Annotated in this window: 15 protein-coding genes and 1 tRNA gene; 8 read left to right on the top strand and 8 right to left on the bottom strand. The window is 72.2% G+C overall.

Annotation, left to right across the window (positions count from 1 at the left end):
• Positions 1-118 precede the first annotated feature (118 nt).
• From ACF08B_RS21245 to ACF08B_RS21225, 5 genes are all read left to right on the top strand, one after another.
• Complete coding sequence (locus ACF08B_RS21245) at positions 119-1,417, top strand: peptidoglycan-binding protein (RefSeq protein ID WP_392318773.1); 1,299 nt, start codon at positions 119-121, stop codon at positions 1,415-1,417.
• An 81-nt stretch (positions 1,418-1,498) separates the two neighbouring features.
• A complete protein-coding gene (locus ACF08B_RS21240; protein ID WP_392318772.1) occupies positions 1,499-2,632 on the top strand; it encodes an SPFH domain-containing protein in 1,134 nt (377 codons plus the stop codon).
• A 114-nt stretch (positions 2,633-2,746) separates the two neighbouring features.
• The gene (locus tag ACF08B_RS21235) at positions 2,747-3,352 is read left to right on the top strand and encodes a lytic polysaccharide monooxygenase (protein WP_392318771.1); all 606 of its coding nucleotides are present in this window, start codon (positions 2,747-2,749) and stop codon (positions 3,350-3,352) included.
• A 118-nt stretch (positions 3,353-3,470) separates the two neighbouring features.
• Positions 3,471-3,938: a DUF3592 domain-containing protein gene (locus ACF08B_RS21230; RefSeq protein WP_392318770.1), complete on the top strand. Its 468-nt coding sequence runs from the start codon at positions 3,471-3,473 to the stop codon at positions 3,936-3,938.
• Positions 3,939-3,978: 40 nt separating this feature from the next.
• Positions 3,979-5,634, top strand: coding sequence for an AMP-binding protein (locus ACF08B_RS21225; protein ID WP_392318769.1), 1,656 nt, complete (start codon positions 3,979-3,981; stop codon positions 5,632-5,634).
• Here the strand turns inward: ACF08B_RS21225 and ACF08B_RS21220 are convergent.
• From ACF08B_RS21220 to ehuB, 6 genes are all read right to left on the bottom strand, one after another.
• Positions 5,600-5,673, bottom strand: a tRNA-Lys gene (locus ACF08B_RS21220). The two genes, ACF08B_RS21225 and ACF08B_RS21220, sit on opposite strands and share 35 nt — an antisense overlap.
• Before the next feature lie 96 nt (positions 5,674-5,769).
• On the bottom strand, positions 5,770-6,522 hold the full coding sequence (locus ACF08B_RS21215; protein ID WP_093477416.1) for an IclR family transcriptional regulator: 753 nt from the start codon (positions 6,520-6,522) through the stop codon (positions 5,770-5,772).
• Positions 6,523-6,830: 308 nt separating this feature from the next.
• Positions 6,831-7,628, bottom strand: coding sequence for an ectoine/hydroxyectoine ABC transporter ATP-binding protein EhuA (ehuA, locus tag ACF08B_RS21210; protein WP_392318768.1), 798 nt, complete (start codon positions 7,626-7,628; stop codon positions 6,831-6,833).
• Positions 7,618-8,268 carry an ectoine/hydroxyectoine ABC transporter permease subunit EhuD gene (ehuD, locus tag ACF08B_RS21205; protein ID WP_392318767.1) on the bottom strand — a complete coding sequence of 217 codons (651 nt, stop codon included), beginning with the start codon at positions 8,266-8,268 and terminating at the stop codon, positions 7,618-7,620. The genes ehuA and ehuD overlap by 11 nt, the downstream gene beginning before the upstream one ends.
• Positions 8,265-8,984: an ectoine/hydroxyectoine ABC transporter permease subunit EhuC gene (ehuC, locus tag ACF08B_RS21200; RefSeq protein ID WP_392318766.1), complete on the bottom strand. Its 720-nt coding sequence runs from the start codon at positions 8,982-8,984 to the stop codon at positions 8,265-8,267. The genes ehuD and ehuC overlap by 4 nt, the downstream gene beginning before the upstream one ends.
• On the bottom strand, positions 8,981-9,907 hold the full coding sequence (gene ehuB, locus ACF08B_RS21195) for an ectoine/hydroxyectoine ABC transporter substrate-binding protein EhuB (protein ID WP_392318765.1): 927 nt from the start codon (positions 9,905-9,907) through the stop codon (positions 8,981-8,983). The genes ehuC and ehuB overlap by 4 nt, the downstream gene beginning before the upstream one ends.
• Before the next feature lie 47 nt (positions 9,908-9,954).
• Between ehuB and ACF08B_RS21190 the strand changes: the two genes are divergently transcribed.
• Entirely contained in the window at positions 9,955-10,449 is a 495-nt protein-coding gene (locus tag ACF08B_RS21190) for a DUF3830 family protein (protein WP_093477420.1), read from the top strand.
• Here ACF08B_RS21190 and ACF08B_RS21185 read toward each other — a convergent pair.
• Both ACF08B_RS21185 and ACF08B_RS21180 read right to left on the bottom strand, forming a co-directional pair.
• Positions 10,430-11,836, bottom strand: a complete 1,407-nt coding sequence (locus tag ACF08B_RS21185; RefSeq protein WP_392318764.1) for an amidase — start codon at positions 11,834-11,836, stop codon at positions 10,430-10,432. The two genes, ACF08B_RS21190 and ACF08B_RS21185, sit on opposite strands and share 20 nt — an antisense overlap.
• Before the next feature lie 17 nt (positions 11,837-11,853).
• Positions 11,854-12,807, bottom strand: coding sequence for a D-2-hydroxyacid dehydrogenase (locus tag ACF08B_RS21180; protein ID WP_392318763.1), 954 nt, complete (start codon positions 12,805-12,807; stop codon positions 11,854-11,856).
• 123 nt (positions 12,808-12,930) lie between these two features.
• On the opposite strand from ACF08B_RS21180, the gene ACF08B_RS21175 reads away from it, so the two are divergent.
• Together ACF08B_RS21175 and ACF08B_RS21170 are read left to right on the top strand one after the other, a co-directional pair.
• The gene (locus ACF08B_RS21175) at positions 12,931-13,716 is read left to right on the top strand and encodes a decarboxylase (RefSeq protein ID WP_392162621.1); all 786 of its coding nucleotides are present in this window, start codon (positions 12,931-12,933) and stop codon (positions 13,714-13,716) included.
• Complete coding sequence (locus ACF08B_RS21170; RefSeq protein ID WP_392318762.1) at positions 13,713-14,444, top strand: decarboxylase; 732 nt, start codon at positions 13,713-13,715, stop codon at positions 14,442-14,444. The genes ACF08B_RS21175 and ACF08B_RS21170 overlap by 4 nt, the downstream gene beginning before the upstream one ends.
• Positions 14,445-14,486: the final 42 nt, after the last annotated feature.

Raw genomic sequence — 14,486 nt, 5'->3', positions numbered from 1 at the left:
GGCCCGGAGGGCCGCGTACATCATTCGGACCGTCAACATGCGCGCCCCGAGGACAGTTGTGAAACTGATCAACGTGCACACTCGCGGACAAATCCACCCCGAATGTGAGGCAGATCGCATGACCGTTCCGGTGTTCGAGGAAGTCGACCCCGCGAGCGACTGCGACTGCCCCGGCTGTGTCCACTGGCGGCGGCTGAGTCCCCGCCTGTCCCCCGGCCGCCTCGGCGGCCACCCGGCGGCCCGCGGGGTCGTCGTCCTGGCCGCCGCGTCCGCCGTCCTCGGCGCGGTCCACCCGGCCGCGGCCCTCGCCCCCGGCCACTCCCCGCACCGCGAAGCCGTCCCCGGCGACGGCGAGCCCGCCACCCCGCAGGGCGCCAAGGCCCCGCTGCACGGCCCGGCGGGCAAGCCCGTCGACCCCACCACGGCCCCCCTGCCCACCACCACCCGGACCGAGATCATCAACCGGGCCAAGATCTGGGTGGCGGCGCAGGTGCCGTACAGCATGACCTCCTACTGGTCCGACGGGTACCGGCAGGACTGCTCGGGCTACGTCTCCATGGCCTGGGGGCTGCCGAACAACGAGTGGACGGGCAGCCTCGACTCGTTCGGGGTGAAGATCAAGAAGGAGGAGCTGCAGCCCGGCGACATGCTCCTCTACCACAACCCGGACAACCCCGAGAGCGGCTCCCACGTGGTGCTCTTCGGCGGCTGGACCGACCACACGCACACCTACTACACGGTCTACGAGCAGACGCCCCCGCACGCCCGCCGGCAGACCACCCCTTACCCCTACTGGAGCCACGCCGACAAATACGTCCCCTACCGCTACAAGGGCGTGACCGCCGGCACCGCGGGCTCGGAAGCGGCGGGCGACAAGACGGTGACGGCCTACCCGGGGGCCGCCTACTTCGGTCCCGGGGCCGACAACAAGTACGTCACCCGGCTCGGCGAGATGCTCATCGCCCGGGGCGCCGGCTCCTTCTACGCCCAGGGCGCGGGGCCGGTGTGGGGCGAGGCGGACCGCCGGGCGACCCAGGCGTTCCAGCAGGCCCAGGGCTGGACGGGCGCGGACGCCGACGGGCTGCCCGGCCCGCGCACCTGGGACCTGCTCGTCACCGGCAAGGGCAAGGACATCGCGCCGGGCGCGGCCGGTCCGGGGCGGCCCGGCTCGCACGGGGTGCCCGGCTATCCCGGCCGCAACTTCTTCCGGCCGGGGGCGAACAACGACTACGTCACCCGGCTGGGCGTCCAGCTGGTGAAGAAGGGGTTCGGCAGGTTCTACGCCCTCGGCCCGGGTCCGCACTGGGGCGAGGCGGACCGGCGCGCCGTGGAGGCCTTCCAGCGCGCCCAGGGCTGGCGGGGCGGCGCGGCGGACGGCTACCCGGGCCCGGAGACCTGGCGCCGGCTGTTCGCCTAGCCGGCGCCGGCCGCCCGGGCGGCCCTCGTCCATTCCCCACTCCTGTTCATGACGCATCTGGCGCGGAGGCTGGAGGCACGCATGAGTACGACCACGTCACACACCCCACCCGAGTCCGAGGGGCAGCCGGAGAAGGCCGCGGGCGCGGGCACCCGTCCGGTCCGGCTGATCCACAACGAGGCGACCACCGAGATCCCCGTCCACCTGCTGTTCCGGGACGATCCCGACCCGGTGAAGGTGCCCCTCAAACCGGCCGTGGTGGGCCGCCGGCAGGGCACCGGCGAGCAGCCGCGGCTCCGGCGGCCGGCCGCGGTGCTCAGACGGCCCGTGGTGGAGGCCGACCCGGAGCTGGTGGAGCGCCCGGCGCGGGTCCTGCCGGGGACGGCCGGGGTCCTCGCCGGGACCTGCGGGCTCACCGGATGCCTCGCCACCTCCTGGTGGGCGGGGCTGCTGCCGTCCTCCGTGGCGGAGGCCCTGCGGCTGCCCGTGCAGGCCGGGGCGGGTCCGGGACCGGCGCAGTGGGCGGCGTACGCCGGGGCCGGTGCGCTCGGGCTGCTCGGCTTCGGCGGGCTGGCCCGGGGGAAGACCGGTCGGGCCTGGGTGCTCGGCCTGTTCGGCCGCTACCGCGGCACCGTCCGGCGCACCGGGCTGCTGTGGGTGAACCCGCTGGTGCTGCGCCGCCGGGTGGACGTGCGGCTGCGGCACTGGCGCAGCGAGTCGATGTCCGCGACGGACCCCGACGGCCTGGCGCTGCGGGTGGTCGTGCTGGTGGTGTGGCGGGTGCGGGACACCGCGCGGGCCGTGCTCGGCATCGAGGACCACGAGACGTATCTGCGCGAGTGCGTGGAGGCGGCCCTGGCCCGGGTTCCGGTGGAACCGGCGGGCGGCACCCGGGGCGGGGTGACGGCGGCCGGGGACGCTTTGACGCGCCTGGTGGCGACGGAGACCGCCGGGGTCGGCGTGGAGGTGTTCGCGGTGCAGCCGGTGCGGGTGGAGTACGCACCCGAGGTCGCCCCGGTGATGCACCGGCGCCGGATCGCCGCGCTGGACGCCCGCCAGCGGGCCAGCATGCTCACCTCGGTCGTCGACTCGGTGGAGGACACGGTGACCCGGCTGACCATGCGCGGACTGGTGGAACTGGACGACTACGAGCGCAAGGTGCTGGTCCGCGACCTGACGGTGGCGTTCTGCTCGGGACGCTCGGAGCCGGTGTAGTCCGCTCTGCGATTGGTATGGACATGTTCAACTACCGGTAATAGCCTGAGACTTGGTCTAGACCTACCCTCTGCACAGCTCACTGAACTCCCCACGTTCTCCAGGAGCGGCAGCATGCGCACCAAGACCAAGTTGTCCGCAGTCGTGCTGGGTGCGGTGACCGCCGGAGCCTTCGCGCTCTCCACCGGCGGTGCCAGCGGGCACGGCTACACCGACCTCCCCATCAGCAGGCAGAAGCTCTGCCAGAACGGCACCGTGACGAACTGCGGCTCCATCCAGTGGGAGCCGCAGAGCGTCGAGGGCCCCAAGGGCTTCCCGGCCGCCGGTCCCGTCGACGGCCAGCTCTGCAACGGCGGACTCAGTCAGTTCGCCCAGCTCAGCGCACCGAGGACGCCGAACGGCGCGGCCTGGCCCACCACCAGGGTGACAGGAGGTCAGTCGTACACGTTCCGGTGGCAGTTCACCGCCATGCACGCCACGACGGACTTCAAGTACTACGTCACCAAGCCGGGCTGGAACCAGAACCACAACCTCGCCCGCTCGGACCTCAACCTCACCCCGTTCCTGACGGTGCCGTACAACGGGCAGCGTCCGCCGGCCACGCTCAGCCACAGCGGCACCCTGCCGAGCGGGCTGAGCGGGCACCACGTCATCCTCGCGGTGTGGACGATCGCCGACACGGGCAACGCGTTCTACGCCTGCTCGGACGTCGCCTTCTGACCGACGGACCGTCACAGCACGGAAACTGAGGTTCCCTTGAGCACCCCCGTCCGCCCTGCCGGATAGGTTCCCGCCACGCCGGTCTTCCGGAGCGGCGAACCGACCTCGGGGGAACCTCATGTTCGAACTGTTCTTCTACCTCGTGCCCACCCTCATGATCGCGGGTGCCGGATGGGGCGCGTACCTGCTGATCCGCCGCGCCCGGCGGATCGGCAGGACGTGGGAGCACGGGCTGACGGCCGAGGCGCGCTGCCTGCGCATGTACACCACGACCAGCGGGGGCGGCGGGGACACGTCCGTGAGCACGACCCTGCACCACGTCTACGAGTACGCCACCCGGGACGGCCGCCGGGTCCGGTTCGAGGAGCGGGGCGGTCCCGCGACCGTCCTGGAGGGCGACGTCGTCACCGTGCACTACCTCCCGGAGCGGCCCGATCTGGCCACCGCGCTCCCGCCGTCGCGCGGCAGGCTCGTCGCCGAGTCCGGCTGCCTGCTGACCTTCCTCGGCCTGATCATCGTCTTCTGCCTGGGCTTCATGGCCGTGGCGCACGCGATGTTCGAGGAGGCCGGCAGCCTGATGCCGTGACCCTCCACTTCTGACGTCGCGTCAGCTACCGTGCGCGGCCATGGAGTCCACGACGGGTACGGTCGCCGAACTGGTGGCGGCGCGGTGGGGGGACCACCGGCCGGGGCTGTGGTGCGAGGACCGGGCGCTGACGCACCACGAGACGGCCGCGGGGGCGGCCGCCCGGGCCGCGCTGCTGGCCGACCTGCTGCCCTCCGGCGCCGTACCGCATCTCGGGGTGCTGCTCGACAACCGTGAGGAGTTCCCGCTGTGGCTCGCCGCCGCGGCCCTCGCCGGGGCGGCCGTCGCCGGGATCAACCCCACCCGCCGGGGCCCCGAGCTGGCCCGGGACATCCTGCACACCGAGTGCCCGGTCCTGGTCACCGAGCGGGCCCGGCTGCCGCTGCTGGCGGACCTGGAGCTGCCGGGCGTACGGATCCTCGTGACGGACGACGAGGAGTACGCCACCCTCCTCGCCCCCTACGCCGGAGCCGTGCCGGACCCGTCCCGGGCCGCACCCGCCGACCGGCTGCTGCTCTACTTCACCTCCGGTTCGACCGGCGCCCCCAAGGCCGCGATCTGCTCCCAGGGGCGGCTCGCGGCGGCGGGGCGGGCCCTGGTCCGGCAGTTCGGGGTCCGCGCCGACGACGTGCACTACGTCTGCATGCCGATGTTCCACGGCAACGCGGTGATCGCCGACTGGGCGCCCGCGCTGGCCGCCGGCGCCGGGGTGGCGCTGCGCCCCCGGTTCTCGGCCTCCGGGTTCCTGGCCGACGTGCGCCGCCACGGCGCCACCTACTTCACCTACGTCGGCCGGGCGATCCAGTACGTCCTGGCCACCGAGCCCCGGCCCGACGACCGGGACAACCCGCTGCGGCTGGGCTTCGGCACCGAGGCCGGCGCGGTGGACGCGGCGGCCTTCGAGCGGCGGTTCGGCGTACGGCTGGTGGAGGGGTACGGCTCCTCCGAGGGCGGGGCGGCGATCCAGTGGGCCCCGGGCACCCCGGCCGGTGCGGTGGGACCGGCCGGGCCGGGCCTGGTGGTGCTCGACCGGGCCACGGGCGAGGAGTGCCCGCCGGCCGTCTTCGACTCCGCCGGGCTGCTCCTCAACGGGGAGGAGGCGATGGGTGAACTGGTCAACCGGGCGCCGAACCCCTTCGAGGGCTACTGGCGCAACCCGGCCGCGGAGGCCGAACGCCGCCGGGGCGGGGCGTACTGGACCGGTGACCTCTTCTACCGGGACGTCGCAGGCTACCTCTACTTCGCCGGCCGCACCGACGACCGGATCAGGGTCGACGGGGAGAACCTCGCCGCCGCGACGATCGAGAACATCGTCGCCCGCTACGAGGGCGCCGAGGCCGTCGCCGTGTACGGGGTGCCGGACCCGGTGACCGGCGACCAGGTGATGGCGACCGTCGCCGGGACCTTCGACCCGGCGGCGTTCGCGGAGTTCCTGCGGGCCCAGCCGGACCTCGGGACGAAGATGGCGCCCCGGTTCGTGCGGGTGGTGGAGCGGATGCCGGTGACGGCGACGAACAAGATCCAGCGGGCACGCCTGCGGGCGGAGGGCCTGCGGTGCGCCGACCCGGTGTGGTGGCGGCCGCCGGGGGAGGAGTCGTACCGTCCGCTGACCGCGGAGGACGCCGAAGGGCCCCTCGCTTCCGCGAAGGGCCCTTCATCTGTGCGCCGCCAGGGACTCGAACCCCGGACCCGCTGATTAAGAGTCAGCTGCTCTAACCAACTGAGCTAGCGGCGCATGACTCCCGCCTTCCGCGGATTTCTGCTCCCGCGGCCGGCGACGAAGAAAATACTACCTGGTCCGCCGGGGTGCTCATGACCACCCCGGAGCGGACTAGATCGTCAGGGACAGCAGCACCGGCGCCGCGCTGCGGTTGAGCGCGTCCGCGGCCTCCTTCAGGCGGTGCGCGTGCTCCACCGGGAGCGAGAGCGCGAGGCAGCCCACCGCGGCGCCCGCCGTGATCGGGACGGCCGCGCAGACCGTGCCGACGGCGTACTCCTGGAGATCGAGGACCGGCACCGTCGGCGGCTGGGACTCCAGCCGGGACAGCAGCAGCTTGTCGCTGGTGATGGTCCGCGAGGTGAGACGGGCCATCTTGTGCCGGGAGAGGTGGTCGCGGCGGGCGTTGTGGTCCAGCTGGGTCAGCAGGCTCTTGCCGACCGCGGTGGCGTGGGCGGAGTAGCGGAAGTCGACCCACTCGTTGACCGCCGGGGTGGTCGGCCCGGCCGCGTACTGGGTGACCTTCACCTCGCCGTCGACGTACCGGCTGATGTAGACGGCCGCGCCGACCGAGTCCCGCAGCTCGTCCAGGGTGCGCTGGAGCTTCTCCCGCAGCGCCCGCTCGCGGTCGTGCGCCGAGGTGAGGCGGCGCAGGGTGTCGCCGGTGACGTACGCGCCGTCGGTGATCTGCTCCACGTAGCCCTCGCGGCGCAGCATGCGCAGCAGGGCGGTGAGCCGCTCCGCGCCCAGGCCGGTGCCGTGGGCCAGCTCGGTCTCGGTGACGCCGGCGGAGTGTCCCGCCACGATCTCCAGCACGCGCAGGGCGTCCTGGGCGGAGTGGTACGGGGCGGTCGGCTCGATCCTCATGACAGTCCCCCTCGCCTCGAAGTCCTGGGGTCGAGCAGGTGCGGCCGGGAGGCCGGGGGCCGGCCCCCGGCCAGGCACGGTGGCGCCACGACGGGTCCCCCCCTGCGCTCGCACTCCGGGCCTGAAGCCACGGATCCGGTCGGCGGATCGTCTCCACGATAGCCGCCAAAGGCCCGTCGAGGAGAGGGGGTTGGCGAGATCGTGTCCCGCGCGCCCTCCCGCTCAACTGCGCCGCAGGCCCTCTGGCATATGCCAAAGTCATGACCCAGCGGCCGGACCTCGGGGGTTCCGCCCTTCACACCTCGTAGTCAGAGAACCGCGCTGAGGAATTCCCGGGTGCGTTCCTGCTCCGGATCACCGAAGATCTGCTCCGGCGGACCGGCCTCGATCACCCGACCGGAGTCGAACATCAGCACCTGGTCGGAGATGTCGCGGGCGAAACCCATCTCGTGGGTCACGCACAGCATGGTGATGTCGGTGCTGCGGGCGATGTCCCTGAGCAGATCGAGGACCCCCGCGACCAGCTCCGGGTCCAGCGCCGAGGTCACCTCGTCCAGCAGCAGCACCCGGGGCCGCATCGCCAGCGCCCGGGCGATCGCCACCCGCTGCTGCTGGCCGCCGGAGAGCCGGGTGGGCCGGGCGTCGCACTTGTCGGCGAGCCCCACCAGGTCCAGCAGCTCCCGGGCCCGCGCCTCGGCCTCGTCCTTGGACATGCCGAGCACCCGGACCGGTGCCTCGGTGATGTTCCGCAGCACCGACATGTTCGGGAACAGGTTGAACTGCTGGAACACCATCCCGATCTTCTTGCGCACCTCCCGGATCTGCTTCTCCGGCGCGGGGAACAGACGCTCCCCGTCGACGGTGATCGTGCCCTCGTCCGGCTTCGTGAGGGTCATCAGCAGCCGGAGGATCGTGGTCTTGCCGGAACCGGACGGACCGATCAGGGTCACGTGCTTGCCGGGATCGACGGAGAAGTTCAGGTCGTCGAGGACGGTGTTGGTCCCGAAGCGCTTGGTGACGCCCTCCAGCCGGACCAGCTCACCGCCGGCGAGGGCCGTGCCGGCGCTCGCGGCGGATTCTTTCGTCAAAGGCGTGTCAGCGGACAAGGCGTCGCTCCAGGGCTCGCATCAGAAGGGAGGCCAGATAGGAGATGAGGATGAAGGCCACCCCGATCACGGTCAGGGGCTCGGTGAACTGGAAGTGCTCCTGGGAGAAGAGCCGGGCGTGCCCGAGCATCTCCAGCACGGTGATCACCATCAGCAGGGGCGTGTCCTTCAGCATGGAGATCACGTAGTTGCCCAGCGCGGGCACCACCCTGCGGATCGCCTGCGGCAGGATCACCGCGGTCCAGGTCCGCGCCAGGGGCAGGTTCAGCGCCGTGGCCGCCTCCCACTGGCCGGCCGGCACCGCCTCGATGCCGGCCCGGTAGACCTGCATCGTGTACGTCGAGTAGTGCAGGCCGATCGCGAACACGCCGGTGGCCAGCGCCGAGAAGGTCAGGCCCCACTCGGGCAGCACGTAGAAGAGGAAGAACAGCTGGACCAGCAGCGGGGTGTTGCGCACGAACTCGGTGACCACCCCGACCGGCCAGCGCACCCACCGGGTCGGCGTCCGCATCAGCAGCGTCCACACCAGACCGAGGGAGAAGGACAGCAGCGACCCCAGGGCCACGGCCTGCAGGGTGACCAGCAGTCCCTTCCAGAAGTCCGGCATGAAGTCGCTCACGGCGTTCCAGTCCCACTTCATGCGACCCGACCCCCCACTCCGGTCGTCTGTGCCCGCTTCAGCTCACGGGCGGCCGAGAACGTCCCGGTGTCCTTGCCGACCCCGGCCTTCAGCCGCTTCTCCAGGGAGCGCATCAGCCGGGTCAGCACGAAGGCGATCGCGAAGTAGATCAGCAGCACGTACGTGTAGATCTCCGCGCTCTGCTGGAGCGCGAGCCGCACCAGGTTGGCGCTGAAGGTCAGATCGCCCATGCCCATGACCGACACCAGCGCGGTGCCCTTGAGCAGTTCGACGAGCAGGTTGCTGAAGGAGGGGATCATCTCCGGCACGGCCTGCGGCAGGACGACCAGCCGCATCCGCTGCCAGGGCGTCAGGCTGAGCGCGATCCCGCCCTCCTTCTGCGCCGGTTCGACCGCGTTCAGCGCGCCGCGCACGATCTCCGAGCCGTACGCGCCGTACGTCAGCCCGAGCGCCAGCGTGGCCGCCCACATCGGCACCAGCTGCCAGCCGAAGGCGACGGGCAGCACGAAGAAGATGAAGAAGATCATCACCAGCGCCGAGGTGCCGCGGAACACCTCGGTGTAGAAACCGGCGACGAAGCGCACGATCCACAACCGGTGGGTGCGCGCCATGCCGACGGCGAACGACACCGCCGCGGACAGCAGCGCGCTGAACACGAGCAGCTGGACGGTCGTCCATATGCCCGTCAGTACGAGTTCCCAGAGCCCCGAGGTCATCCGCCGCACAGCCCCTTCGCGGTCAGGTCCGTCATCTCGGCCTCGGTGAACCCGAACGGCCGCAGGATGCGGAGCAGTTCCCCGCTCTTCTTCAGCTTGCGCAGCTCGGTGTTGAAGGCGTCCCGCAGCCCGGTCTCGGTCGGCCGGAACGCGAACGCCCCGCCGTCGACGTGCGGTTTGCCCTTCACCAGCGGTTCGAACGGCTTGGTGGCCTCCGCCTTGGCGGACTTCTTGACCACCTCGCGGGTGGTCAGCGCCGTCCCCGCGAAGACGTCGACGCGGCCCGCCTCGACCGCGTTCAGCCCCGCGACCTGGTCCGGGACGATGAGGATGTCGCTCTCCTCGTAGCCGGCCTCCACCGCGTACTGGATCTCGGCGTAGCCGGTGCCGGTGGCGAACTTCGCCTTCTTCGCCACGACGTCCTTGTAGGAGTGCAACCCCTTCGGGTTCCCCTTGCGGACGATGAACGAATCCAGCATCTGGTAGTCCGGATCGGCGAAGATCACCTGCTCGCAGCGCTCGGGGTTCACGTACATCCCCGCGGCCACGACGTCGAACTGCTGCGAGTTGAGTCCGGGGATGAGCGAGCCGAACTCCGTCGGCACCGGCTGCACCCGGTCCACCCCGAGCCGTTTGAAGATCACCTTCGCCAGCTCGGGCGCCTCACCGGTGAGCTGCCCGTCCGTGTCGATGTACCCGAAGGGGATCTCACCGGCGATCCCGAGCCGGACGACGCCCTGCGCGCGCAGCCGGTCGAGCAGGTCGCCGCCGTTCTTGCCGGACGCCACCGCCACTCGTGTGCAGCCCGCGGCACCCAGCGCACCGAGCGCGCCGAGGGCGGAGACGCCCGCGAGCACCGAGCGGCGGCTGCGTCTGTGATCCGGCCCGGATGTGTGTACGTCGTTCCCAAGTGGTGGAGCCATGGCGGCGCGGCTACCCAAGGGCCTCCGGGCTATGCACCCTGGATTTCATGGCCGATCGATTCGTCACCGTCTCGCTCGACAAGCGGGACGTTCACTGCACCGCACGACTGTTGGACGACCGCGCGCCTCTGACCTGCGCGGCAGTGTGGGAGGCACTGCCGCTCACCGGCGACGTCTACCACGCCAAGTACGCGCGCAACGAGATCTACGCCCTGTTCCCACCCTTCGCCTCCACGGAACCCCCACTGGAGAACCCGACGGTCACCCCGATTCCCGGCGACCTCTGTTACTTCTCCTTCACCGGCGCCGAACTCGGCACGAAGGCCTACGGCTACGACCGTGAGGTCCGCCCCGGCACCACCGTCGTCGACCTCGCCCTGTTCTACGAGCGCAACAACCTGCTGCTGAACGGGGACGTCGGCTGGGTGCCGGGGATCGTCTGGGGTCAGGTGACCGACGGCCTCGACGCGATGGCCGAGGCCTGCAACGACCTGTGGCGGACGGGAGCGGCGGGGGAGACGCTCAGCTTCCGGCGGGCCTGACGAGCCCCGGCAGCGCCTGCCCCGCCTCGTACAGCGCGTGCGCCGCCCGCAGCACCAGATCGTCCCGGTGCCGGGCGGCCACGAGCTGCATGCCCACCGGCAGCCCGTCCCCGTCCGTGCCGACCGGGACCGTGGCGGCGGGCTGCTGGGTCAGGTTGAAGGGGTAGGTGAACGGCGTCCACCCCGTCCAGCGCCGCAGCCCCGAACCCCGCGGCACCTCCGCACCCGCCTCGAACGCCGTCACCGGCAGCGTCGGCGTGACCAGCAGGTCGTACGTCTCGTGGAAGCGTCCCATGCGCCGCCCCAGACCCATCCGGACGTCGACCGCCGCCAGATAGTCCAGCGCGGAGTACCGGGACCCCTGCGCGCAGATCTCCCGCAGTCCCGGGTCGAGCAGCTGCCGCAGCCGGGGCGGGAACCGCTGGGTGAGCCGGGCGGCACCGCTGAACCACAGCGTGTGGAAGGCCTCCACCGGGTCGCTGAGGTCGGGGTCGGTCTCCTCCACGTACGCACCGAGGTCCGCGAGCCGGGCGACCGCCCGCCGCACCGCCGCGGCGACCCCCGGCCGCACCGCCACCTGCCCGCCCAGGGTGGGCGAGTACGCCACCCGCAACCCCCGCACGCCCCCCTTCAGCGCCTCCGAGAAGGAGCCCGGCGCGGGCGGCAGCGCCGACCAGTCGCGCGGGTCCGGGGCGCCGATCACGTCGAGCAGCAGGGCAGCGTCGGCGGCGTCCCGGGTCATCGGCCCCGTGTGCGACAGCGTGCCGAAGGCGCTCGCCGGATACAGCGGCACCCGGCCGTACGTCGGCTTCAGGCCGAAGATCCCGCAGAAAGCGGCCGGGATGCGGATGCTGCCGCCGCCGTCCGTGCCCAGCGACAGCGGGCCCGCGCCGAGGGCCACGGCCGCCGCGCTGCCACCGCTGGAGCCGCCCGCGGTGCGCGCCGGGTCGTACGGATTGCGGGTGATCCCGGTCAGTGGGGAGTCGGTGACGCCCTTCCAGCCGTACTCCGGGGTCGTCGTCTTGCCGAGGAACACCGCGCCGTGCTCGCGCAGTCTGGCCACCGGGGGCGCGTCCTCGTCCCACGCCCCCTCCTCGGAGATGGTCCGGGAACCGCGCAGGGTCGGGTGGCCGCGCAGCAGCAGGATGTCCTTCACCGTCACCGGCACCCCGTCGAGCAGCCCGGCCGGCTCACCGCGCCGCCAGCGCTCCTCCGACTCCCGGGCCCGGGCGAGCGCGTCCTCCTCGGTGAGGCGTACGAACGCGTTCACCTCCGGCTGGATCCGGCGCGCCCGCTCCAGGGCCTCGACGGTCGCCTCCACGGGGCTGAACTCGCCCTTGCGGTAACCGTCCAGGAGCCGGGCCGCGGTGAGGTCGGTGAGCTGCATGCACCCTCCATCGGGTCTCAGTGACCGGGCACGTAACCACGCTTCTTGTCGACCACGTTCACCAGTGATCTGCCCACCGCCCAGCGCTCGTACAACTCCACGAACTGCACGCCCAGTTCGTCCCGCCAGCCCACCGTGTCCCCGCTCATGTGCGGGGAGACGATCAGCTCCGGCAGCTCCCACAACGGGCTGTCCGCCGGCAGGGGTTCGGTGGCGAAGACGTCCAGCGCGGCGCCCGCGATCCAGCGCCGGGTCAGCGCCTCCGCGAGGGCGTCCTCGTCCACCAGCTGTCCGCGGCCGACGTTCACGAAGAACGCCGAGGGCTGCATCATGCCGAACCGGCGGGCGTCGAACATGCGGTACGTCCGCTCGGTCAGCGGTGCCGCGGCGATCACCCAGTCCGCGCGGGAGACCAGCCGGTCCAGGTCGTCCGGGCCGTGGATGCCGGTGCGCGGCAGCCGGCCGACCAGTGCCGTCGTCACGCCCAGGGCCTTGAGCGTGCGGGCGATCGCCCGGCCGATCGGGCCCGAGCCGACCACGCACGCGCGCGTGCCCGCCACCCGCCGGCTCTCCCGGTGCCGCCAGGTCCGCTCCCGCTGGTACCCCAGGGTGCTCGGGAGGTCCTTCGCGACCGCCAGCACCAGAGCCGCCACGTACTCGGCGATCGGCTGGTCGAAGATCCCGCGCGCGTTGGTGACCACCGTGTCGGACGCGGCGAGTTCCGGACACATCAGATGGTCCACGCCGGCGCTCGCGGTGTGCACCCAGCGCGGCCGGGGCCCGTCCCCGGGCCAGGCCTCGCGCACGGCGTGCGAGGTGAAGTCCCACACCAGCAGGGCGTCCGCTTCGGGCAGCCGCTCGGGCAGGTGCCCGGCGTCGGTGTGCACGATCCGGGCGCGGCCGGTGAGGCGGCCGAGCCGGGGCGGCGGGTCGGCGTCGAGAACGAGAAGGGTCGGCGGGGTCGGTGTCATGCGGGGCGGCTCCCGGCGTCTGACATGCGTGGATTGACCACGCTCGCACCCGAACCTACCGTCGTCAACACGGGCGTTATCGCGATCCGTTGCTCCCTCGTCTCCCAGTGTGAGGCCGGTGCCATGGACGTCTCCTTTCTCGGCGGTCCCCGCCCCCAGCGCGGTGTCGGCGTGGTGGCCCCCTTCGACTTCGCCCTCGACCGCGAGCTGTGGCGCTGGGTGCCCGACGAGGTGTCGCTGCATCTGACCCGGACCCCGTTCGTGCCCGTCGAGGTGAGCCTGGACCTGGCGCGGCTGGTCAGCGAGCACGAGACCCTCGGTGAGGCCGTCCGCGCGCTGACCGCCGTCGCCCCGGAGGTCGTGGCCTACGCCTGCACCTCCGGCAGTTTCGTCGGCGGGATCGCCGGGGAGCGGGCGATGTGCGAGGCGATGACCCGGGCGGGCGCGCTGCCCGCCGTGACCACCTCCGGGGCGCTGCTGGAGGCCCTGGCGGAGCTGGGCGTGCGGCGGGTCGCCCTGGTCACGCCGTACACGGTCTCCGTGACCCGGGCGCTGAGGGAGTACGTCGCGGAGGCCGGCGTACGGATCACCGGGTGCGCCTACATGGGGCTGACCCGGCACATCTGGCAGGTGCCGTACCGGGACGTCGCCGGCATGGCACGGCAGGCGATCCGCCCCGGCGCGGCCGACGCGCTGTTCATCTCCTGCACCAACCTGCCGACCTACGACGTCATCCCGCAACTGGAGGCCGAACTGCGCATGCCGGTCCTCTCGGCCAACCAGGTCACGATGTGGGCTGCACTGCGCCGACTGGGTACCCGAGCCGTGGGGCCCTACCAGGCGCTGCTGGACGCGGCCGCGCGGGAGCGGCCCGTACTGCCCGAAGAGACGCAGGAAGGCTGGACATGACCGCACTCGGTTTCCTCTATCCGGGCCACTCCGCCGAGGACGACTATCCACGCATGGAGCAGCTCCTGGGGAGCGACATCCGGGTGGACCTGGTCCACACGGACATCGGCGAGGACGCGCACCGGGTGGACGCCCTGCGCGAGATGGGCTCCGCCGAGCGGCTCGCGGCGGGCATGGAGGGGTTGCGGCTCGCCGGCGTCGAGACGGTGGTGTGGGCGTGCACCAGCGGCAGCTTCGTGCACGGCTGGGACGGCGCCCAGGACCAGGTGCGGACGCTGGCCCGGCTGGCCGGGATGCCGGCCTCCTCGACGTCGTTCGCGTTCGTGCACGCGGCCCGGGAGCTCGGGGTGCGGCGGGTCGCCGTGGGCGCGACCTACCCGGAGGACGTGGCGGCCCTGTTCGGGGACTTCCTGGGGGCCGGCGGCCTGGAGGTGACCGGCATGCGGTCGTCGGGGATCGTCACGGCGGCGGAGGTCGGCACCTGGGGGGAGGAGGACGTGCTGACGCTGGCCCGCGCGGCGGACGTGGCCGACGCGGAGGCGGTCCTGCTCCCGGACACCGCGCTGCACACCGCCGCCCACCTGTCGCTGCTGGAGAAGGCCCTGTCCAAGCCGGTCCTCACGGCGAACCAGGTCAGCGTCTGGGAGGGGCTGCGCCTGGCCGACCGCCGCGTGAACGCCCCCACCCTCGGCACCCTCTTCACCCGGGAACCCCTGGTACAGGCCTGACACCGCCGGACCGTCATCGCGGTACGCCCCCCGGCCGGCGAG

Origin of the sequence: Streptomyces sp. NPDC015139 (assembly GCF_043079785.1) — a bacterium.
In the GTDB taxonomy this organism is placed as follows: Bacteria; Actinomycetota; Actinomycetes; order Streptomycetales; family Streptomycetaceae; genus Streptomyces; species Streptomyces albidocamelliae.
Note: the sequence above shows the minus strand (reverse complement) of the source record. Positions and strands in the feature narration are given on the sequence as shown.